This window comes from Agrobacterium sp. 16-2014-1-2a, assembly GCF_053522705.1.
Window position 1 is genome coordinate 1 of the sequence record NZ_JBNWBX010000005.1, and the last position, 20,922, is coordinate 20,922.

General features: G+C 58.8%; 20 protein-coding genes. 12 read left to right on the forward strand and 8 right to left on the reverse strand.

Annotation, left to right across the window (positions count from 1 at the left end):
* Positions 1-418: 418 nt before the first annotated feature.
* The 5 genes from ACQZ45_RS16055 (at position 419) to ACQZ45_RS16075 (ending at position 8,167) form a co-directional block, all read left to right on the forward strand.
* The gene (locus tag ACQZ45_RS16055; RefSeq protein ID WP_448742378.1) at positions 419-1,369 is read left to right on the forward strand and encodes a phosphoribosylaminoimidazolesuccinocarboxamide synthase; all 951 of its coding nucleotides are present in this window, start codon (positions 419-421) and stop codon (positions 1,367-1,369) included.
* Positions 1,370-1,371: 2 nt separating this feature from the next.
* The gene (locus tag ACQZ45_RS16060) at positions 1,372-2,031 is read left to right on the forward strand and encodes a TetR family transcriptional regulator (RefSeq protein ID WP_013636828.1); all 660 of its coding nucleotides are present in this window, start codon (positions 1,372-1,374) and stop codon (positions 2,029-2,031) included.
* Positions 2,032-2,229: 198 nt separating this feature from the next.
* Positions 2,230-3,432, forward strand: a complete 1,203-nt coding sequence (locus ACQZ45_RS16065; RefSeq protein ID WP_025594474.1) for an efflux RND transporter periplasmic adaptor subunit — start codon at positions 2,230-2,232, stop codon at positions 3,430-3,432.
* Positions 3,433-3,485: 53 nt separating this feature from the next.
* A complete protein-coding gene (locus ACQZ45_RS16070) occupies positions 3,486-6,575 on the forward strand; it encodes an efflux RND transporter permease subunit (RefSeq protein ID WP_112673212.1) in 3,090 nt (1,029 codons plus the stop codon).
* A gap of 149 nt (positions 6,576-6,724) precedes the next feature.
* The gene (locus ACQZ45_RS16075; RefSeq protein ID WP_111782618.1) at positions 6,725-8,167 is read left to right on the forward strand and encodes an efflux transporter outer membrane subunit; all 1,443 of its coding nucleotides are present in this window, start codon (positions 6,725-6,727) and stop codon (positions 8,165-8,167) included.
* Positions 8,168-8,278: 111 nt separating this feature from the next.
* Here the strand turns inward: ACQZ45_RS16075 and efp are convergent, their stop codons facing one another.
* Positions 8,279-8,848 (reverse strand): elongation factor P, encoded by a 570-nt coding sequence (gene efp, locus ACQZ45_RS16080; protein ID WP_003516849.1) that lies wholly within the window; start codon positions 8,846-8,848, stop codon positions 8,279-8,281.
* Positions 8,849-9,098: 250 nt separating this feature from the next.
* On the opposite strand from efp, the gene epmA reads away from it, so the two are divergent.
* From epmA to ACQZ45_RS16095, 3 genes are all read left to right on the forward strand, one after another.
* The gene (epmA, locus tag ACQZ45_RS16085) at positions 9,099-10,163 is read left to right on the forward strand and encodes an EF-P lysine aminoacylase EpmA (RefSeq protein ID WP_113291877.1); all 1,065 of its coding nucleotides are present in this window, start codon (positions 9,099-9,101) and stop codon (positions 10,161-10,163) included.
* A complete protein-coding gene (locus tag ACQZ45_RS16090) occupies positions 10,160-11,224 on the forward strand; it encodes a lysine-2,3-aminomutase-like protein (protein ID WP_113291876.1) in 1,065 nt (354 codons plus the stop codon). The genes epmA and ACQZ45_RS16090 overlap by 4 nt, the downstream gene beginning before the upstream one ends.
* Before the next feature lie 378 nt (positions 11,225-11,602).
* A complete protein-coding gene (locus tag ACQZ45_RS16095; RefSeq protein ID WP_003516843.1) occupies positions 11,603-11,791 on the forward strand; it encodes a hypothetical protein in 189 nt (62 codons plus the stop codon).
* Between the two features lie 308 nt (positions 11,792-12,099).
* On the opposite strand, the gene ACQZ45_RS16100 is transcribed toward ACQZ45_RS16095, so the two are convergent.
* Positions 12,100-12,336, reverse strand: a complete 237-nt coding sequence (locus ACQZ45_RS16100; RefSeq protein ID WP_003516842.1) for an Lrp/AsnC ligand binding domain-containing protein — start codon at positions 12,334-12,336, stop codon at positions 12,100-12,102.
* 116 nt (positions 12,337-12,452) lie between these two features.
* On the reverse strand, positions 12,453-13,364 hold the full coding sequence (locus ACQZ45_RS16105) for a LysR family transcriptional regulator (protein ID WP_448742379.1): 912 nt from the start codon (positions 13,362-13,364) through the stop codon (positions 12,453-12,455).
* Between the two features lie 130 nt (positions 13,365-13,494).
* Between ACQZ45_RS16105 and ACQZ45_RS16110 the strand changes: the two genes are divergently transcribed.
* The 4 genes from ACQZ45_RS16110 (at position 13,495) to modC (ending at position 17,537) form a co-directional block, all read left to right on the forward strand.
* On the forward strand, positions 13,495-14,778 hold the full coding sequence (locus tag ACQZ45_RS16110) for an NAD(P)/FAD-dependent oxidoreductase (RefSeq protein ID WP_111799098.1): 1,284 nt from the start codon (positions 13,495-13,497) through the stop codon (positions 14,776-14,778).
* A 130-nt stretch (positions 14,779-14,908) separates the two neighbouring features.
* Positions 14,909-15,700, forward strand: coding sequence for a molybdate ABC transporter substrate-binding protein (gene modA / locus ACQZ45_RS16115; RefSeq protein WP_113291874.1), 792 nt, complete (start codon positions 14,909-14,911; stop codon positions 15,698-15,700).
* A 56-nt stretch (positions 15,701-15,756) separates the two neighbouring features.
* Positions 15,757-16,464 (forward strand): molybdate ABC transporter permease subunit, encoded by a 708-nt coding sequence (modB, locus tag ACQZ45_RS16120; protein WP_025594485.1) that lies wholly within the window; start codon positions 15,757-15,759, stop codon positions 16,462-16,464.
* Positions 16,461-17,537 (forward strand): molybdenum ABC transporter ATP-binding protein, encoded by a 1,077-nt coding sequence (gene modC / locus ACQZ45_RS16125; protein ID WP_113291873.1) that lies wholly within the window; start codon positions 16,461-16,463, stop codon positions 17,535-17,537. The genes modB and modC overlap by 4 nt, the downstream gene beginning before the upstream one ends.
* Here modC and ACQZ45_RS16130 read toward each other — a convergent pair.
* From ACQZ45_RS16130 to thiO, 5 genes are all read right to left on the reverse strand, one after another.
* Positions 17,506-17,904 (reverse strand): winged helix-turn-helix domain-containing protein, encoded by a 399-nt coding sequence (locus ACQZ45_RS16130; protein WP_113291872.1) that lies wholly within the window; start codon positions 17,902-17,904, stop codon positions 17,506-17,508. The genes modC and ACQZ45_RS16130 overlap by 32 nt on opposite strands.
* 3 nt (positions 17,905-17,907) lie before the next feature.
* On the reverse strand, positions 17,908-18,912 hold the full coding sequence (locus ACQZ45_RS16135; protein WP_113291871.1) for a P1 family peptidase: 1,005 nt from the start codon (positions 18,910-18,912) through the stop codon (positions 17,908-17,910).
* Between the two features lie 61 nt (positions 18,913-18,973).
* Entirely contained in the window at positions 18,974-19,747 is a 774-nt protein-coding gene (locus ACQZ45_RS16140) for a thiazole synthase (protein ID WP_113291870.1), read from the reverse strand.
* A 4-nt stretch (positions 19,748-19,751) separates the two neighbouring features.
* Positions 19,752-19,949 (reverse strand): sulfur carrier protein ThiS, encoded by a 198-nt coding sequence (gene thiS, locus ACQZ45_RS16145; RefSeq protein ID WP_003516823.1) that lies wholly within the window; start codon positions 19,947-19,949, stop codon positions 19,752-19,754.
* On the reverse strand, positions 19,918-20,922 hold the full coding sequence (gene thiO / locus ACQZ45_RS16150; RefSeq protein ID WP_019566093.1) for a glycine oxidase ThiO: 1,005 nt from the start codon (positions 20,920-20,922) through the stop codon (positions 19,918-19,920). Before thiO ends, thiS begins: the two co-directional genes overlap by 32 nt.

Here is a 20,922-nt window from a genome sequence, read left to right on the forward strand (position 1 = left end):
CCCACGTTTCTCTTTCTTCTCATATTCAATTGTCAAAAAACAGACCGCTCATTGCAGTCACAAAATCAAACCCCAAAAGCAAAAGCCCTTGGAAAACAATAAGCAGTCAGCTCATCAACCTGATTTCTTTAGAACGAAAGACTTCGTCGCCAGCAGCGCCGCCGCCCTCGTTCAGTGAGCGGACTTATAAGAGATCACCCACAAACAAGTCAACACACCTATCGTCAAAAAACTGACATTTTTGCTAAACCTATGAAAATAAAAGATAGTTTCAAGGCGGACCGCCAGGGAGGGCAAGAGGAGCCTCCTGTATGTGCCGACTGGTTCTGTTTCGGGAAACATGCAATAGGAACGGATAAGAGTTTCAGCCAGACTGGGGCGTCCGACGCCCCTTATAGCCTTAAGAATTGGAGAGCCCGTGCGCATTCTCGATGAAGCCGTCATTCCCGAGCTGCCGAATTACTACCGTGGCAAGGTGCGTGAAAATTACGATCTGCCCGACGGCAACCGCATTATCATATCAACCGATCGCCTCAGCGCATTCGACCGCATCCTCACCTGTGTTCCTTATAAGGGGCAGGTATTGACCCAGACGGCACGCTACTGGTTCGAGCAGACGAAGGATATCTGCCCCAACCACGTGGTCAGCTATCCCGATCCGAATGTCGTCATCGGCAAGAGGCTTGAAATATTGCCGGTCGAAGTGGTGGTTCGCGGTTATCTGGCCGGCACCACCGGCACATCGATCCTGACCCTTTATAAGAAGGGCCAGAGACAGATGTACGGCATGAGCCTGCCGGACGGGATGAAGGACAACCAGATCTTGCCCGAGCCGGTGATCACGCCGACGAGCAAGGCCTTCGATGGTGGTCACGACGAGCCGTTGACGCCGGCCGAGATCGTGGAGAAGAAACTTCTGACGCAGGAGCAATGGAACACGCTTTCCCGTTACGCGCTCGCACTGTTCAAACGCGGACAGGAGATTGCCGCAAAGCAGGGCCTCATACTCGTCGATACGAAATACGAATTCGGCACCGATGAAAACGGCACGATCATTCTGGCCGACGAAATCCACACGCCTGACAGCAGCCGCTACTGGATGGCTGAAACCTATGAAGAGAGTTTCCGCAACGGCGCACGGCCGGCAAGCTTCGATAAGGATTTCGTGAGAGCCTGGGTTGCCGAACGCTGCGATCCCTATAAGGACGACGTTCCGGAAATTCCGCAGGAACTCGTATTGCAGACGTCAAGGTTATATATTGATGCATACGAACGCATCACCGGACAAAGCTTCGTTCCCGACGATAGCGGTGAGACGCCGCTGGCAAGAGTACGCCGGAACCTGGAGCAATTTTTCCCCGGAGTCTGACCTTGAGCAAAACGATCGAACAGGCGAGAAAGGGTGACAGGAAGAACGACGTTCCTGTCAAGCGCCGGCCTCGCCGTTCCGCCGAAGAGACGCGGCGGGACATTCTTGCCAAAGCCGAAGAACTTTTTCGCGAGCGCGGGTTCAATGCAGTGGCAATTGCCGATATCGCCGCAGCACTAGGCATGTCGCCCGCGAACGTCTTCAAGAACTTCAATTCGAAGAATGCGCTCGTCGATGCCATCGGGTTTGAGCAGATCGGTGCATTCGAGCGGGAAATCCACCCGCTCGATAAAAGTCATGCACCAGTTTCCAGGCTGCGCCATCTCGCCCGCACCCTGATGGAACAACACCATCAGAACCTCAACGACAATCCCTATATATTCGAAATGATCCTGATGACGGCCAAGCAGGACATGAAGTGCGGTGACTACTACAAATCCGTCATAGCAAACCTGGTGGCCGACATTATTCGCGATGGCGTAGATAAGGGAATTTACGCCCCCGCCGACATCCCGCCTCTGGCGGAAACCGTTCTCCACGCACTCGCGAGCGTCATCCATCCCGTCCTCATCGCACGGGAAGATATCGGCAATTTAGCAACACGTTGCGATCAACTGGTTGATTTAATCGAGGCAGGATTGCGCAATCCGCTTGCTAAGTGACGATTCTCAACTTACGTCACCTTCTCGCAATTGCTTGCGAAGCGTGAAAGCCTGCGCTTCTATGCGAATGGCGGTCCGAGCAGATTGAACGAAGAAGGTCCCCATAGGGCCTTCACCCATCGTCCCTGCACCCGGACCAGCATCCGCCGAGCGACACTGCGCTTATAGTTGAATGCGACCGATACGCAGGGAAGAACAATGAGCCGACGTATTTTACCCCTATTTGCTTCTCTGTGCATGACCGCAGTTCTCGCGGGATGCAGCGATGGCGGCGAAAGCAGCCAGACCGCCGGCCAGGGCGCCGCGCGTCCCCCGTCTCCGGTCAGCATCATTGTGATGAAGACGAGCGAATATCCCCTGACCACCGTTCTTCCCGGCCGCGCAAGCGCGTTCCAGACGGCGGAAATCCGCCCGCGCGTCACTGGCATCATCCGCGACATTCCCTTCAAGGAAGGCAGCGAGGTCAAGCAGGGTGACATTCTCTACCAGATTGAAGACAACACCTATCTGGCAGAAGTGGCACAGGCCAAGGCAAGCGTAGCGAAAGCCGAAGCAAGCGTTCCGAGCGCCCAGGCGAACCTTGCCCGCTACGAGCGGCTGGTCAACAGCGGCGCAACGCAGATCGAATATGAAAACGCCAAGGTGACGCTGCTTCAGGCCGAAGCCGACGTGGCCCAGGCCAAGGCTGCGCTGGAAACGGCTGAGATCAATCTCGATCTCACCAAGGTCCGCGCGCCTTTCGATGGCATCACCAGCGCTACCGCTTTCAGCATCGGCAACGTGGTGACGGCAAACCAGACGACGGCTTTGACGACGCTGCGCCGCATCGATCCGATCTACATCGATCTGATGGAATCCAGCATCAATCTTCTGCGTCTGAAAAAGGCGATCTCGTCGGGCCAGCTCGGCGGCGATACCAAGGAAACCGGCATTCACCTGACGCTGGAAGACGGCACCGAATACAAGCATGACGGCAAGATCGACATGTCGGACATGGCGGTGAGCGAAACCACGGGCACCTTCTCCATCCGTGCTCTCTTCGATAACCCAGACGATCTTCTGCTTCCCGGCACCTATGTTCGCGCAACGCTGACCATCGGTAAGGAAACGGGTTTCCGCATCCCGCAGCGCGCAGCGAGCCGGAACGCCAATGGCGAACTGACCGCAAAATTTGTCACCGCGGAAAACAAGGTGGAAACGCGCACCTTCCCGTCCAGCCAGCAGTCGGGCAATGCCTGGCTGGTGACGGAAAATGTCAAGGATGGCGACAAACTCATCGTTGACGGCTTCCAGTGGATTGCCGACGGCGCGACGGTCGCGCCCGTGGAAGTGACCATCGACGATCGCGGTATCGTCGTTCTGCCGCAGCAAGCTCCGCCTGCCGCCGCCCCCTCGAAATAAACATGAGCACGAAACCCTCGGTCGAAGCTCGTAAAAGGTAAGGCAGGACTGCCATGGCCCATTTCTTTATCAGGCGCCCCGTTTTTGCATGGGTTATCGCCATCGTCATCATGCTGGGCGGCGCTCTGGCAATTGTGACGCTCTCCATCTCGCAATATCCCGATATTGCCCCGACGACGGTCCGCGTCAGCGCAACCTATAACGGCGCTAGCGCGGAGACGGTCGAAAAATCGGTGACGACCATCATTGAGGACGGCATGACCGGCCTCGACGACCTCACCTATATGACCTCGTCTTCCTCGACCGGCAGCGCCGAAGTGACGCTGACCTTCGGCAACAGCATCCTGCCTGACATCGCGCAGGTTCAGGTGCAGAACAAGCTGCAGCTCGTGCAGTCGCAATTGCCCGACACCGTGCAGCAGCGCGGTATTCAGGTCAGCCGCTCCACATCGAGCATTCTGATGGTGGGTGCGCTGATCTCGACGGACGGCAAGCGCAATTCCGCCGATCTCGGCGACGTGTTCTCCTCGCGCGTTGAAGACCAGATCAAGCGCCTTGAAGGCGTGGGCAGCATCAACGTCTTCGGTTCCGAATATGCGATGCGCATCTGGCTCGACCCGTTCAAGCTCAACAAATACCAGCTGACCACGGCTGACGTCACCGGCGCCATCGAAAGCCAGAACACCCAGGTTTCGGTCGGCTCCCTCGGTGCCGTTCCCGCCGTCCAGGGCCAACAGCTCAATGTGACGGTGACGGCACAGAGCCAGCTCACCACCGTCGCCGATTTCGAATCGGTCATCTTGAAGGTTGAGAAGGACGGCGCAACCGTTCGCCTGAGCGACGTGGCCCGCATCGAAATCGGCCAGGAAACCTATGGCGGTGATTCCCGCTCCAACGGCCGTCCTTCCGCCGGTTTCGCGGTCAACCTCGCCACGGGCGCCAACGCGCTCGACACTGCAGCACGTGTCAAGTCCGCGCTTACCGCCGTTGAGGGCTCGCTGCCTGCAGGCGTCTCGATCGAATATCCCTACGACACGACACCCTTCGTGAAGCTGTCGATCGAGAAAGTGGTGCATACGCTGATCGAGGCGATCATTCTCGTCTTCGTCGTGCTGCTGGTCTTCCTGCAAAACCTGCGCGCCACCTTCATTCCGATGATCGCCGTGCCCGTCGTGCTCCTCGGCACGTTCGGCATCCTCGCAGTCACCGGATATTCTATCAACACGCTGACCATGTTCGCCATGGTTCTGGCGATCGGCCTTCTCGTGGATGACGCCATCGTCGTTGTTGAAAACGTCGAGCGCATCATGTCGGAAGAGGGCCTGTCGCCGGTCGAGGCGACGGAAAAATCGATGGGCGAGATAACCGGCGCCATCATCGGCATCGCGCTCGTCCTGACCGCCGTGTTTATTCCCATGGCCTTCTTTGGCGGATCGACTGGTATCATCTATCGCCAGTTCTCGATCACGATCGTTTCGGCCATGCTGCTTTCGGCGGTGGTCGCCATCGTTCTGACGCCGGCGCTGTGCGCAACAATGCTGAAGCCCATCGACCATACCAAAAAGCAGCGTGGACCGGGTGCCTGGTTCAACCGCGGCTTCGGCAAGACGACGGACGGCTATGTTTCGTCGATCGGCTATCTGCTGAAACGGCCACTGCGCGTGACGATTCTTTTCCTGATCGTCGTCGGCGGCTGCGCCTGGTTCTTCACCAAACTGCCAAGCTCCTTCCTCCCACAGGAAGATCAGGGCGTGCTGCTGACGATCATCCAGACACCGACCGGTTCGAACATCGAACGCACCAACGAGGTGGTAAAACAGGTCGAAAGCTACTTCCGTGAAAAAGAAGCAGCCAATGTCGAATCGGTTTTCGGCGTGCTTGGATTCAGCTTCAGCGGTTCGGGTCAGAACAACGCGATAGTCTTCACCAAGCTCAAGGACTTTTCCGAGCGAACCGCACCCGATCAACACGCCGCCGCCATTGTGCAGCGGGCAATGGGTACGTTCTTCGGCTTCCGCGATGCACAGGTATTCCCGCTTTTGCCGCCGGCAATTCAGGGCATGGGCACGTCGAGCGGTTTCTCCATGTATCTCGTGGATAGCGGCCGCAACGGCACCGACGCTCTGACCGCAACCTCCAAGGACCTGATTGCGCTTGCAACAAGCAATCCAAAGATCAGCTCTCTGCGAAGCGACAGTCAGGACAACGAAACGCAGATGAAGATCATTCTCGATCAGGAAAAGATGGGGGCCATGGGCGTCGATCTTTCCTCCGTGAACCTGATGCTGTCGACGATCTTTGCCGGCCGGGATGTCAACGACTTCACCCTGAACGGTGAGCTCAAGCCGGTCTATGTTCAGGGCGATGCACCCTATCGCATGCAGCCGGACGACCTGAAGTTCTGGTATGCCCGCAACACCAGCGGCGAAATGGTACCTTTCTCCTCCTTCAGCGAGGTGAAGTGGATCAACGCGCCGCCGTCACTGGCACGCTACAACGGTACGGGCGCGATCTCGCTTGAAGGCACCGCCGGCGCGGGCATTGCTTCCGGCGAAGCCATGGACGAGATGGAACGTCTGACGGCAAGCATGCCAGGCGGTTACACCGTGGCATGGCAGGGAATCTCCTATCAGGAACGCCTTTCCGGCTCGCAGGCGCCCATGCTGTACGCGCTGTCGGTTCTCATCGTGTTCCTTTGCCTGGCTGCCCTTTATGAAAGCTGGTCGATCCCGTTCTCGGTCATTCTGGCTGTCCCGGTGGGTGTACTCGGCGCTTTGACTGCGGCCCATTTCTTCGGCCAGACGAACGACGTCTACTTCAAGGTGGGCCTGCTGACGACCATCGGCCTTGCCGCGAAAAACGCGATCCTGATCGTTGAATTCGCCAAGGAGAGGCAGGAGCACGGGTTAAGTCTGGTGGAGGCGGCACTGGAGGCGGCGAAGCTGCGCCTGCGCCCGATCATCATGACGTCGCTCGCCTTCATCCTCGGCGTCGTGCCTCTCGCGATCGCAACCGGAGCGGGTTCCGCTGCGCAAAATGCAATCGGTATCGGGGTGCTGGGTGGTATGCTTTCTGCAACACTGCTCGGAATTTTCTTCGTTCCGTCCTTTTTCGTCATCATTCGTCGCCTTTCAAGGCGTTAACAAAACAAAAATGGGCTGTGCCAACCGTTAATACGCTGCTAGAAATATGGCCGATTTGGCAAACGCACGTTTCTAGGGCATATCGACCGCGCAGCCCATTTGTCAGCAAGCCGCGCTTGGTAAGCCAACCAGAGAATTGGGAAAATTATATGCTGTCTATTCGCGCTACTATTCCCCTGACAATGCTACTGCTTTCGGGCTGCGTTGTCGGACCCGACCACAAGACGCCGGAAATTCAATTGCCGGGAAAGTTCGCGGAAGCCGGAAAAACCAGTAATGGCGACATCAGCAGCGTTGCATGGTGGACGGCCTTTAACGACAACCGCCTGAACGGTTACGTCTCCACCGGCCTTGCGCAGAACCTCACCGTGATGCAGGCAATCGAGCGCATCAATCAGGCGCAGGCCCAGGTGATCGTGGACGGCGCCGGCGGCCTGCCGAGCCTGACTGGCAGTGGCAGCCACACGACCAGCGAGACCAAGGGCAGCTACCGTGACGTTCCCGTCACCAACGTGTCCAACGGCAGCCTTAGCGTTTCCTGGTTCCTCGACCTTTTCGGTCGCTATCGCCGGGCAACGGAAAGCGCCGATGCTTCGCTTGACGCCGCGTACTCCACCGTCGACGTTCAGCGCCTGACGCTGATTTCCTCAGTCGCCGCGGCCTATATCGACGTGCGCTATTATCAGGAGCGCCTGGCGATTGCCCGCCAGAACCTGAGTTCACGCCGCGAAACGCTCGATCTGACGAAGCTGCAGCTCGAAGCGGGTGCGGCCTCGCGCCTCGATGTCGTCCAGTCCGAAGGTCTGGTCAATTCAACGCTGTCGCAGATACCCGGCCTCGAAACCAGCTTCCGCAAGTCAGCCCACCGCATCGCGACCCTGCTCGGCATGCCGGCCTCGTCGCTCATCACCGAGCTGCAGAAGGGCGCACGCCAGCCTGTTGCGCGCGCAGTTCCCCGCACCGGCATCCCGGCCGACCTGATCCGCAACCGTCCGGACATCCGCGTCGCTGAACGCAATCTCGCCGCTGCGGTCGCCACGATCGGTGTAACCGAGGCACAGCTTTATCCAAGCATCGAGCTTGGTGGCGCGATCACCCCGAGCTACAATTTCCTGAGTGGCGGCGGCAGGGGAACGGCCAATAGCTGGTCCTTCGGTCCGAGCCTCACTCTCCCGATCCTCGATGGTGGCAGACTGCGCGCCAATGTCGACATCGCGAACTCTCAAGCACGCGAGCAATATCTCGTCTGGAAGGCAACCGTTCTCAACGCGGTTGAAGAAGTCGAAAACGCCCTGGCCGCCATCAATCGCGACCAGCGTACCGTCGACGCGCTGAGAAAGACTGTCTCATCCTACCAGGAAGCGCTGCAGCTCTCGACAGCCAGCTATCGTGATGGTGCGTCGTCTCTGCTCGACGTTCTGGATGCCCAGCGGTCGGTCTCCGATGCGCAGGCAAACCTTGCAACGGCGATCCAGACGACCGCGCAGGATTATGTCTCGCTCAACGTGGCTCTCGGCGGCGGTTATGCCGTTGGCCAGCCTGTCCCGAAGAAGTCCGCCGGCCCAACCGTGGCCGCTGCAAAGGGCATGTAAGAAACGCCTCAAGGCAAATGAAAAGCCCGCGTCGAGACGCGGGCTTTTTTGTATTCCAGACATAAAAAAGCACCGGTCGCCCGGTGCTTTTTGTTTAACCTGCCGTCAGGCTCAGTTCTTGGCGCGCTCGACGTAGGAATTGTCTTCCGTCGCGATGACCACGCGGATACCGGCGTCGATGTGCGGCGGCACCATGGTGCGGATGCCGTTGGAAAGAATTGCCGGCTTGTAGGAAGAAGAAGCCGTCTGGCCCTTCACAACCGGTTCCGTTTCGACGATTTCCAGCGTGACGTGGCGCGGCAGTTCGACAGCCAGCGGATTGCCTTCGTGAATGGAAAGAACGCAGGTCATGCCTTCCTGCAGATAGGCCTTCTGGTCGCCCATTGTCTCGACATCGACAACGACCTGATCGTAGTTTGCCGGGTTCATGAAGTGAAAGCCTTCGCCGTCTTCATAAAGGAACTGGAAGTTCAGGTCTTCGACGAAAGCGCGCTCGACCTGTTCGGTCGTGCGCCAGCGCTCGGAAACCTTCACGCCGTCAACGATGCGGCGCATGTCAACCTGCGTGACCGGCGTGCCCTTCCCCGGGTGAAAGTTCTGCGCGGTGAGAACAACGTAGAGCTTGCCGTCCACGTCGAGAACATTGCCCTTGCGGACGGATGAGGCGATAACCTTGACCATATGACTTCCTTGTAACTCGATGAAATGCGTCGTAAAGGACTGCGCGATAGCACCGGCCCGGCAGACGTTTTGTCTTTTTTCTGGGGCGCAACTACCTTAAATCCGCGCGAATTGCCAGCCTTCTACAGCAATTCGCGGAAGAGTGCCTAGCGGTTTTCCGCCCGGAATTGCTTTAAATGATGCGATCAGGCGTTTTGCGGGCCGTTTATCCGTAACAAGGCCAGCAGGTAAGACGGAAAAGAAAAAAGAGATGGGCTCAAGCAACGAGACAATGTCGCCCTGGTGGACGCCCGACGTCCATGCCGACCGCCGCGCCTTTCTGCTTGGACGCAACGCGATCCAGTCGGAATTTCGCAGCTATTTCGCGCGCGCGGACTTTCTAGAGGTCGACACCGCCACATTGCAGATTTCTCCCGGCAACGAGGCACATCTGCATGCCTTCGCCACCCAGGGACTGACGCCAGCCGGCGACGCCGCTCCGCTCTATCTCCACACCTCGCCCGAATTCGCCTGCAAGAAATTGCTCGCGGCCGGTGAAGAACGCATTTTCTGTTTCGCCCATGTTTATCGAAACCGGGAAAGAGGCCCCCTGCACCACCCAGAATTCACGATGCTGGAATGGTATAGGGTCGGAGAAACCTACGAGATCCTGATGAAGGACAGCGCCAATCTTCTGGCGCTGGCGGCAGAAACCGCCAAAACAAACAATTTCACCTATCGTGGCCGCAGCGTCGATCCGTTCCTCGAACCGGAACGTCTGAGCGTCGCGGAAGCCTTCGATCGCTATGCGGGAATTGATCTTCTGGCGACGATTGACCGAAACGGCGAGACGGATAGCCAGCACCTTGCCGCGAGCCTCACCAATGCCGGAATTCGTGTGGCTAAGGACGACACCTGGGCGGATATGTTCAGCCGCGTTATCGTGGAGCGGGTGGAACCAGAACTGGGCTTCGGCCGCGCCACCATTCTCGATGAATACCCCACAAGCGAGGCTGCGCTTGCCCGCAAATCGCCTGGGGATGCGCGGGTGGCGGAACGGTTCGAGCTTTATGCGTGTGGCGTGGAACTTGCCAATGCCTTTGGCGAATTGACCGACGCTACTGAGCAGAGACGGCGTTTCGAAATGGAGATGGTTGAGAAGCAGCGGGTTTACGGCGAGACCTATCCTTTGGACGAGGATTTTCTGGCGGCGCTGGCGATCATGCCGCCGGCAAGCGGCATAGCACTCGGTTTCGACCGACTGGTGATGCTGGCAACCGGCGCGCCCCGAATCGATCTGGTCATGTGGGCACCCGTCGCGGAATACGGACGATGACAAGGCTTGAAACCATCAAGACACCCGAAGCACTTGTTGAGGCGGGGTTGATCAAGACCGAGGCGCTCGAGGACGTGCGCGCGGTGACGCAGCGTTACGCGTTAGCCATCACAGCGACAATGGCCGATCTGATGGACAGCGGCGATCCGCAGGACCCCATCGCGCGGCAATTCGTGCCGGACCTAGCCGAACTCGTCCACCTTCCCGAAGAACGGGACGATCCGATCGGCGACGGTGCACATAGTCCCGTCCATGGCATCGTCCACCGTTATCCGGACCGGGTGCTCTTGAAGGCGGTGCATGTCTGCCCCGTCTATTGCCGTTTCTGTTTCCGCCGCGAAATGGTCGGGCCGCAGGGCAACGGCATGATGAGCCCGGAAGAGCTGGACGCCGCATTCGACTATATAAAAGCCAACCCGGCCATCTGGGAGGTCATCCTCACCGGCGGCGATCCGCTGGTGCTCTCGGCGCGGCGATTGTCCGACCTGATGACGCGGCTGAAAGACGTACCGCACGTCAAGATCGTTCGCTTCCACACCCGTGTACCGGTCGTCGATCCCGAACGAATCGACGGGCCGCTGATCGAGGCATTGAAGGCCAGCGGCAAAACCACCTATGTGGCCCTGCACGCCAACCACGCACGCGAACTTGGGCAAGCAGCCAGAAGTGCTTGCGCGCGCCTGATCGATGCCGGCATCGCCATGGTCAGCCAGACCGTACTTTTGAAGGGCATCAACGATGATTCGGCAATTCTCGCCGAACTGATGCGCGCCTTTGTCGAGAACCGTATCAAGCCTTACTACCTGCACCACCCCGACCTAGCGCCCGGCACCAGCCATTTCCGGCTGACGATAGAAGAAGGTCAGCGAATCGTTTCCGCCTTGCGCGGGCATGTCTCCGGTCTTTGCCAGCCGACCTACGTTCTCGACATTCCGGGCGGTCACGGCAAGGCCACGATCGGCCCGAATGCGGCCGAAAAAACCCGCGATGGCTGCTACTCCGTCTCTGACTTCAACGGAAACGATCATATTTACCCGCCGCCTGCATCCGGCGACGATTAAAAAAAGCATAAAAAGCCCGCCGTGCCGGGCTTTTCAAAGCGGCGTCGAACGAAAACAAAAATTTCACATTTCCGCCCCCCTCCTGTCATCATAAAGAAAAATATTCTACCTATAACAATCAGCATTGATTTTAATGGTGGTCTGGATTATCAGTGTGGAACTGGAGAGCGAGTCTCCTGATTCCGGATCAACACCAATACAGGGAGTGTGTCATGTCAAAATATATTCGCATCAACGCAATCCTTGGTCTTGAGTCCTGGAATGCTGGATTTAAATCCACGTGTTCCCGCTGCTGTCGAATGTGACCTGACGGTCTCAATTTTCTGAAAATCAGTTCGACAACATGCTGTGTTAATGAGCCACAGCGGGAGTATACCTATGCAAAAGCAAGTTATTGAATTCGCTGGCGAACCCGTCGGCATCGTCATACCGGACAACGACCGGCTGAAGTTCATCGCGGTGAAGTTCCACGTCCATGACCTGGACGAACAGAAGTTCGACAGCGCCGACGATGTGCGGATTGCAATTCGCAATCTCGTGCGCAGCCGGAACCTGGCCGCGGCCTGATGCGGGAAACCCATCACCCGCTCACGGACCTTTCAAAACCAAAGCGCGCCCAATATCGGATCCCGAATACCGGGTCGATGGCGCGCTTTTCTATTGCCTGACAATTCGTCCACTGGTCTGTCATAAATCACGACGGGGTGTATCAATACGCCCTGCACTAAGGTGAAATAGCTTTTTCAAATCCGGATTGGAGTGCAAAAGCCACGCGCTCCTAGGGCTCCCACCTCTCCTCATTTCTGTGCTTGTCGCAGGAATCCAGCCAGCCCAGATCCCAGGGCTGAAAAGACTCTCTCGCCCCCAGACGCGCGTCAGAACGCGGTAAAGGTCAGCGTCGTCAACGAGCGGACGATGCCTGGAATATTGACGATGTTCTGGTTGATGAACTTGCCGATATCCTCTTCCTGCGGAAGATAGATCTTCAGCATCAGATCATATTCGCCGCTGGTGGAATAAAGCTCGGAAACCAGCTCCGTTTTGTAGATGGCATCGGCGACATCATAGGTCTTGCCGGGCTCGCATTGAAGCTGGACAAAAATGGGCTTCACGGACATCTCCCGTATTGGAACTTGTGGTGCGTGGCTCTTTGCCATGCGTCATGGCGCACTATTGGCTTAGCCGCGCCGGTCTTGCAAGACCGCCTGCCGGTTTAGGCAGAAAAGTCTCATCCGCTGCTACCAGCCCCGATCGCGGCCTGAGAAACGATCCAGCTTCGAAAACTTTCAAGCGGAGCGTAACCGGCGCGATCGGGCATGCAGGCGAGATAATAGGCCTCTTCGCTCTCCACCTCGCCGGTAACCGCCGCGACAAGCCGGCCACTTCGCAACTCCTCCTCGATCATGAAGGACGGAATGAGCGATGCCCCGACCCCGGCGCTCGCCGCCTCGGCAATCGTCGTGAACTGATCGAAAAGCATGCCATGCACATTGTCGAAAACCACATCATGGCTGCGAAACCATTGTTCCCAGGCATCCGGCCGGGTCGTCATGTGCAGCAGCGGCACATGCAGCAGATCGCCCGGCTGTGAAAGCCCGTAGCGCTCCCTGAAAGCGGGACTGCACACCGGAATGACTGTTTCATGCATCAGAAAAATGAGTTCGGTACCCGGCCAATGCGGCAAACCGAAATGAATCGCCGCATCGACTGTATCGGTACGGAAATCGAACAGCGACGAACGCGTAAGAAGATTGACCGAAACGCCCGGATGTCGGGCAATGAAATCGGGAAGAAGCGGCACCAGCCAGCGCGTACCAAAGCTTGGCAAAACACTGAGATTGAGCGTGCCGCCATCCGGATTGGCGCGCAGATTGAGCGACGCGGTCGATATTCGCCGCAGGGCCTCCCGGATTTCCCGCGCATAACCCTCCCCCGCCCGGGTGAGCCGGATTGTCTGCCGCTCGCGCAGAAACAGCGCCACGCCAAGTTGCTCCTCAAGCGCGAGGATCTGCCGGCTGACCGCACCTTGAGTAAGCCCGAGTTCTCTCGCAGCCGCGGTCACGCTGCCGGTGCGCGAGGCGGCTTCAAAGGCCGCAAGAAGTGAAAGCGAGGGTAAGAAGCGCCGAGGCGGTAGAACCATATTCCCTCACGGAATGAACTCTTGACGATATGTCGATATTCAACAGGTAAGGCCGCTTGTAAAGTCTCATAAACAAGGGCTTGTCACTCATACGGAAAACAAATGAACTCGCCCGGAAAATGGTGGAACGATGTATAATGATCCCCGCTCGCACGGCCTCTGGGAAAAGACCGCGCCGCAGCCGCCCGCAACGCCTGCTCTGCAAGGCGAGGCGGTTGCCGATGTGGTGATTGTCGGTGGCGGCTTCACCGGACAATCCGCCGCCCTTCATCTTGCTGAAAAGGGCATGGATGTCGTTCTTCTCGAAGCCAGGGAAATCGGCTTCGGCGGCGCCGGCCGCAATGTCGGTCTCATCAACGGCGGCATGTGGGTCATGCCGAGGGAGTTGCCCGGCGTGCTGGGCGAAACCTACGGGGAACGGCTTCTCAGCCTTCTGGGTGATGCGCCGTTGCTGGTGCGCGAATTGGTGGAAAAACACGCGATTCCCTGCGAGATCGAAAAGAATGGCACATTGCATTGCGCCGTCGGTGAAAAAGGGCTCGCCGAAATTCGCGAGCGCTGCGAACAATGGGCAGCCAGAGGCGCTCCCGTCCGCCTTCTCGATGCCGATGAAACGGCAAGACACACCGGCAGCACCGCCTATTCCGGCGCACTTTTCGATACGCGCGCCGGCACGCTTCAGCCGCTTGCCTATGTTCGTGGTCTGGCTGCCACCGCGCAAAAGGCAGGAGCACGGCTGCACACCGCCAGCCCCGTCGTAGCGACCGAACGTAGTGGTGGAAAATGGGTGGTAAAAACACCGCAGGGATCGGTGACCGCCAACTGGATCGTGGTCGCCACCGAAGCATACAGTACCGGGCCGTGGCAGATCGTCCGCGACGAACAGACCTACCTGCCCTACTTCAACTTCGCGACCAGACCGCTTAGCGACAATCTGCAAAAGAGTATCCTGCCGAACCGAGAAGGTTGCTGGGATACAAAGGAAATCCTCTCCTCGTTCCGCATGGACAAAGCGGGTCGGCTGGTCTTCGGCAGCGTCGGCGCCTTGCGCAGCACGGGTGCCGCCATTCACCGGGCATGGGCCAAACGATCGCTGAAGCGGCTTTTCCCGCAACTGGGAGAGACGGAATTCGAATGCGAATGGTACGGCCAGATCGGCATGACGGACAATGCCGTGCCTCGTTTCCATAAATTCGCGGAAAATGTCGTCGGTTTTTCCGGTTATAATGGCCGCGGCATCGCACCCGGTACTGCCTTCGGCAAGGTGATTGCGCAACATATTCTCGGTGATATCGCCGAAAACGACCTGCCTCTTCCCGTGACCGAACCAAAAGCGCAGGCCTTCCGGGCAGTGAAGGAAGCCTATTACGAGGCGGGCGCACAGATCGCTCATTTCGCCGGTGAACGCTTCTGATCAACAGGCCGAAAGCCGCCGGTCGTGGCGGCTTTTTCAAACGGCATCGATATATTCTTGAAAATATAATGATTGCCCTATAGGCCTATCGATATATTCATCAGTATATCTCGAGCCGGGGGAACACACCATGAGACTCTTACGACGCACCTTCTTCAAAACCATCGCCGCAGCAACATCCTTCTGGGTGGCAGCGTCCTTTGCGGTGGTTCCCGCCCATGCCGCCGAAAAAGTCACGGTGTTTGCTGCCGCGAGCATGAAAAACGCACTTGATGCGATCAATGCTGAATGGGCGAAGGAAAGCGGCAATGAAGCGACCGTGTCCTACGCCGCAAGCTCCGCACTCGCCAAACAGATCGAGCAGGGTGCACCGGCGGATATCTTCATTTCCGCCGACCTCGCCTGGATGGATTATGTTGCCGAAAAGAAGCTGATCAACGTCGAAAGCCGCTCCAATCTTCTTGGCAACCGCATCGTTCTCGTCGCCCCGGCCGACAAGGCCAAGCCGGTCGATATCAAAAAGGACTTCGATCTCGCCGGACTGGTGGGCGATGGCCGACTGGCCATGGGCGCGGTCGATTCCGTTCCGGCGGGTAAATACGGCAAGGCTGCGCTGGAAAAGCTCGGCGTCTGGTCATCCGTGGAAAAGAAAGTCGCCGGCGCGGAAAGCGTGCGCGCAGCGCTGCTGCTCGTGTCGCGCGGCGAAGCGCCCTATGGCATCGTCTACCAGACCGATGCGGCCGCCGATCCGGGCGTGAAGATCGTCGGCACCTTCCCGGAAGACAGCCATCCGCCGATCATCTACCCCGTCGCCATTCTCTCGGAAGCAAAATCTCCGGCGGCAAAATCCTATCTCGATTTCCTGAAGTCCGCCAAGACTACGCCCTTCTTCGAAAAGCAAGGCTTTACCGTTTTGAAATAAACTGCGTCTCGCGGCCCGATCCCGTATGGGACCGCGAGAGATGACGATTGTAGGATATGGCTTTGCATTGGTGGACACTAAGCCCTGAAGAATGGACGGCGATCAGGCTCAGCCTGTGGGTGTCCTCCATCGCCATGTTCGCCAGCCTGCCCTTCGGCATTGCGGTTGCCGTCGCGCTGGCGCGCGGGCGCTTCTGGGGCAAGTCGCTGCTCAATGGCATTGTCCACCTGCCGCTCATTCTGCCGCCCGTCGTCACCGGTTTTCTGCTGCTCGTCCTCTTCGGCCGCAGAGGCGCCATCGGCCAGTTTCTCGACAGCTGGTTCGGCATCGTCTTTTCCTTTCGCTGGACGGGAGCGGCGCTCGCATGCGCCGTCATGGCGTTTCCGCTGATGGTGCGCTCCATCCGCCTCTCCATCGAAGCGGTGGACAGCAAGCTGGAAGAGGCGGCCGGAACCCTGGGTGCAAGCCCCCTATGGGTGTTCCTCACCGTCACGCTTCCCCTGATCCTGCCCGGCATCATCGCGGGCATGATCCTCGCTTTCGCCAAGGCCATGGGCGAATTTGGCGCGACCATCACCTTCGTTTCCAATATTCCCGGCGAAACCCAGACGCTGTCCGCTGCCATCTACACTTTCACGCAGGTTCCGGGCGGCGATGCAGGCGCATTGCGGCTGACCATCGTTTCCGTCGTGATTTCCATGTCGGCCTTGCTCGTCTCGGAGTTTCTGGCCCGCATCATCGGCAAACGGGTGAGCATGGAATGACGCTTTCTGTCTCCACCCGCCACCGCCTCGGCTCCTTCGAACTCAACGCGTCATTCACCTCTGATGGCGGCGTTACAGCGCTTTTCGGACGCTCCGGCTCCGGTAAAACGTCGATGATCCGCATCATCGCAGGTCTGCTGCGGCCAGATAGTGGTCAGGTATCGCTCGATGGCGAAGTGCTGGCCGATAGCGGAAAGCGCCTGTTCCTGCCGGCGCACAGGCGCCATTTTGGTTATGTTTTTCAGGACGCGCGGCTGTTTCCTCATCTCAGCGTTGCCCAGAACCTGAACTACGGCAAATGGTTCGCTACGGAAAAATCTGAGCGGGCGAATGAAAACCGCATTATCGACATGCTTGGCATCGGCCATCTTCTCCAGCGTCGTCCGAACAAGCTTTCCGGCGGTGAAAAACAGCGGGTCGCCATCGGCCGCGCACTCCTGTCATCGCCCAGACTACTGTTGATGGACGAACCTCTCGCCTCACTGGACGAGGAACGAAAGGCCGAGATCATCCCTTATCTGGAACGGCTGCGCGACGAGACGAAAATCCCGATCGTCTATGTCAGCCACTCCATCCAGGAAGTCGCCCGCCTTGCCGACCGCATAGTTGTTATGAAGGACGGCAAGGTGGAGGCACAGGGAAAAGCGGCCGACGTGCTGTCACGGTCGGATTTCAGCGCACATCTTGAGCGACGAGAAGCGGGCAGCATCCTTTCGGGACACATCGAAAGCTTCGATGAAAGGCACGGGCTTGCTGCCGTAAGGCTCTGCTCGTCGCTCCTGCAGGTTCCAGCAAAAAGAGGAACACCCCGCACCCCGGCACGCGTGCTGATACCGGCGCGTGACGTCATGCTTGCCACGGCAAAGCCCGAAGGCCTGAGCGCCCTTAACATCCTCGAAGGCCATATTGCCGGTATCTCCGCCAGCGAAGATGGCATGGTAACCGTTCAGGTGGATTGCGGCGGCGATATTATCCAGTCGCGTATCACCGATCTGTCGCGCGAACGTCTCCAGCTGGAACCCGGGAAACCGGTACACGCGATCATAAAGTCGGCGGCTCTCGATCCGTATTAGTGATGGCGGCATCCGGATTGCGGTTGGCCTCAAGCCAGTCGATATCCTTGCGCAGGGCCTCATTCATCCGCTTTTCCATGCTGCGATACCGTTCAAGCAATTCGGCACCGAATGCGGTCAGCGCGGCCCCACCCCCCTGCTTGCCGCCCCGCTGGGATTCGATCACCGGCTGTTTGAACATATGGTTCAGCGCATCCACAAGCAGCCATGCACGGCGATAGGACATGTCCATCGCTCGCCCGGCGGCCGATATCGAGCCGGTCTCGACAATCAGCTCCATCAACTCGATCTTACCGTGGCCGAGACGATCTCCGGGCGGAAAATCGATGCGGAGAACGGGCTTCAGTGGCTGATGTATATTGCTCATCGGCTAGAAACCCCGGCCATGAAGATCGTGATAGGCTTTCTGCGCACCGTGCTGCGGCAGAGCCGTCGCCTCGTAAACACCGCGCGCCACTGCGCGCGCCATAACGATGGTAGCGAGATGGCAGAGTTCCGCGAAATGAGCGCCGCCCTCAAGCGGCTTCTCACCGGTCGCAGCCGAAAACATGGTGTCGCCGTCGCTCGGCAGATGGGCGGGCAGCACGGCGCGCGCCAGCCCGTCATGCGCCATGATGGAAAGGCGGTGCGCCTGCGCTTTGGTAAGGACGGCATCGGTGACCACGGCGCCGATGGTCGTCGCGGTGAGGTTGACGCCCTTGAGACGAAGCGCGGTATGATCCGGTTCGAAACGATCAGGAAAACCGCAGTCGCCGAACTCGCCCTGCTCTTCAAAAGGCACAGACCAGAAATGGCGGCTGGTGCCAACGGTTGCCGAGCCAAGCGCATTGACGGCGACGATGGCCGCCACCTTGTAACCGCCGGAACTGACAGCGCTTGCCGAACCAAGACCGCCCTTGAAGGTGGCGGTGGTCGCCCCCGTTCCCGCGCCGACTGTTCCAAGCCCGAAGGGCTCCGCACGCGCCGACCTGAAAGCCGCATAGCCCATCTCGCGATAGGGCGAATGCAGCCCCCACTCCTTGTTGCCACCATTCAGCAGATCCATGAGGATCGCCTGCGGCACAATGGGAACACGGGTGGAACCGACTTGCAGGCCACGGCCGATCTCGCGCAGACCGGCCTGAACACCACCCGCCGCATCCAGCCCGAAGGCCGAACCGCCTGAAAGTACGAAGGCATCCACGGTTTCCACCGTCATCGCCGGGTCGAGCAGGCCGGTATCACGACCACCGGGCGCCCCGCCAAGAACCGAACCGGAGGCGATTACGGGTTTTTCGAAAACGATTGCGGTGACGCCGGAGCCGAGTGCAAGATCGGTGACATTGCCGACCAAAATCCCATTGATATCCGTCAGAAGATTATTGCGTGCCGCCATGCCGTTCCCCTTTTCTCCCGGTATCCCGCCGCCACGGGGCACTGTCAACGCAAAAGGTGAATCAGGAAAATACCGCCGTGCCAATCACCGGTGTCGAGGGAATGGCCATATCTCTCGGCTCCAGCGGCCCCGCCACAAAAGCCTGATGCCCTGACTCAATGGCGCGGGCGAAAGCTTCCGCCATGCCGACCGGGTCACCCGCCCCCGCGACCGCCGTGTTGAGCAGAACGGCATCGTAACCAAGCTCCATCACCGTCACCGCATGTGACGGCCGGCCGATACCGGCATCGACGATCAGCGGCACATCGGGAAAACGCGCCCGCATGGATTTCAGCGCCATCAGATTAAGCGGCCCCATGGCGCTGCCGATCGGCGCACACCAGGGCATCAGCACCTTGCAACCCGCATCCAGGAGCTTTTCCGCCACGACAAGATCATCAGTCGTATACGGAAAGACTTCGAAACCATCGTCGCAGAGAATTTTCGCCGCTTCGACGAGCGCAAACACATCGGGCTGCAAAGTGTCGTGATGGCCGATGACCTCCAACTTGATCCAGTTGGTGTGAAAAACCTCACGCGCCATCTTCGCCGTCAGCACCGCTTCCTTCACGGTATGGCAGCCAGCCGTATTGGGCAGAATGTAACGATCCAGCTCGCGGATCAGCTCAAAAAACTGGCCACCCTTCTTGCCGCCTGCCGTTTCCCGACGCAGCGAAATCGTCAGAATATCCGTGTTGCTGGCCCGCACTGCATCGGCAAGCACGGCGGGAGACGGATAACGCGCCGTGCCGAGCAGGAGGCGCGACGAGACCTCACGGCCATAAAGCGTCAGCATGGCCTCAACCTCCCTGCATCGGCGAGAGGATTTCGACACGGTCGAACGCCTTCAATCGATAATCAGCGCGCTCTTCCGAATGCACCAGATCGCCATTGACCGCCGTCGCCAGCCACTCGCCTTCATAATCGAGGCTGGTGAGTAACCCGGCCAGCGTCTCGGTGGCGAGATCAAGCTCGTCGCCATTCACCAGAAGTTTCATGATCCTGTTCCTTTCCAGAGATATCTTGGCAGACGATTTCAGCCGCCTGCCGCGCCATAGCCGGCGACAGCAGGAAGCCATGCCGGTGGGCGCCGTTGATGAAGACGGTCCGGCCGTCCTGCGTAACTTTCGGCAGATTGTCGGGATAGGCGGGGCGCACGCCCGTTCCGGTCTCGATGATTTCCGCTTCGCCGAAGGCCGGATGTACGGCATAGGCGGCGTTCAGAAACTCCATCATCGAGCGCGCTGAAATGGCTCCGGCATCCTCTGTCTCGATCATCGTCGCCCCCACCATGAAGCGACCCGGCTCACGCGGCACAATGTAAAGCGGAATGCGCGGATGTAAGAGCCGGACGGCGCGCGACAGGGAAACCTCTGACGTGGCGAGATAGAGCATTTCTCCCCGCACGCCGCGAAGATTGGCAATCTCGCCCACCGCCGCAGCGCCCGTGCAATCCACCACCCGATCGAACGGCTGCTCATCCACCGGAATACCCATATGAAACCGCACGCCCAAGCCGCAAAGCCGCGTATGCAGCGATTTGAGCGCAAGGCGCGGATCGAGATGCCCCTCGCCCGGGAAATAAAGCCCGGAGCGGAACCGCCCGGCAAGGTCAGGCTCCAGAGCGGCGATTTCACCCTCATCCACCCATCGGTACCCTGCGGTTCTGGATGCGAAACGCGAAAGCTCGGCTTTGTCGCGGGCGGGCGCGACGACCAGCGTGCCGTGTCTGATGACAAGGCCGGGGGTCGCCTCATCCCACCAGTCGAGAGCCGCCTGGCCGAGCATTAGTACCGCCTCGTCCGCACTTTCACGCTCGCACCAGGGCGCCAGCATTCCGCCCGCGTAAAAGGATGCGCCGCGCGAGGCTTCAGCATTGCGCTCCGAAACCTCCACGGTTGCACCGCGCCGCGCCAGTTCGAAGGCCGCCGTCAGACCGGCGACCCCCGTTCCCTTGACAAGGACACGCAT

Bases quoted from the DNA above. Each gene is read 5' to 3' on its own strand.
- ACQZ45_RS16065 (WP_025594474.1), top strand. From the start codon at position 2,230: ATGAGCCGACGTATTTTACCCCTATTTGCTTCTCTGTGCATGACCGCA.
- modB (WP_025594485.1), top strand. From the start codon at position 15,757: ATGGCTTTGCATTGGTGGACACTAAGCCCTGAAGAATGGACGGCGATC.
- ACQZ45_RS16105 (WP_448742379.1), bottom strand. From the start codon at position 13,364: ATGGTTCTACCGCCTCGGCGCTTCTTACCCTCGCTTTCACTTCTTGCG.
- modA (WP_113291874.1), top strand. From the start codon at position 14,909: ATGAGACTCTTACGACGCACCTTCTTCAAAACCATCGCCGCAGCAACA.
- epmA (WP_113291877.1), top strand. From the start codon at position 9,099: ATGGGCTCAAGCAACGAGACAATGTCGCCCTGGTGGACGCCCGACGTC.
- ACQZ45_RS16095 (WP_003516843.1), top strand. From the start codon at position 11,603: ATGCAAAAGCAAGTTATTGAATTCGCTGGCGAACCCGTCGGCATCGTC.
- modC (WP_113291873.1), top strand. From the start codon at position 16,461: ATGACGCTTTCTGTCTCCACCCGCCACCGCCTCGGCTCCTTCGAACTC.
- ACQZ45_RS16110 (WP_111799098.1), top strand. From the start codon at position 13,495: ATGTATAATGATCCCCGCTCGCACGGCCTCTGGGAAAAGACCGCGCCG.
- ACQZ45_RS16075 (WP_111782618.1), top strand. From the start codon at position 6,725: ATGCTGTCTATTCGCGCTACTATTCCCCTGACAATGCTACTGCTTTCG.
- thiS (WP_003516823.1), bottom strand. From the start codon at position 19,949: ATGAAACTTCTGGTGAATGGCGACGAGCTTGATCTCGCCACCGAGACG.
- ACQZ45_RS16070 (WP_112673212.1), top strand. From the start codon at position 3,486: ATGGCCCATTTCTTTATCAGGCGCCCCGTTTTTGCATGGGTTATCGCC.
- efp (WP_003516849.1), bottom strand. From the start codon at position 8,848: ATGGTCAAGGTTATCGCCTCATCCGTCCGCAAGGGCAATGTTCTCGAC.
- thiO (WP_019566093.1), bottom strand. From the start codon at position 20,922: ATGCGTGTCCTTGTCAAGGGAACGGGGGTCGCCGGTCTGACGGCGGCC.
- ACQZ45_RS16090 (WP_113291876.1), top strand. From the start codon at position 10,160: ATGACAAGGCTTGAAACCATCAAGACACCCGAAGCACTTGTTGAGGCG.
- ACQZ45_RS16130 (WP_113291872.1), bottom strand. From the start codon at position 17,904: ATGAGCAATATACATCAGCCACTGAAGCCCGTTCTCCGCATCGATTTT.
- ACQZ45_RS16140 (WP_113291870.1), bottom strand. From the start codon at position 19,747: ATGCTGACGCTTTATGGCCGTGAGGTCTCGTCGCGCCTCCTGCTCGGC.
- ACQZ45_RS16135 (WP_113291871.1), bottom strand. From the start codon at position 18,912: ATGGCGGCACGCAATAATCTTCTGACGGATATCAATGGGATTTTGGTC.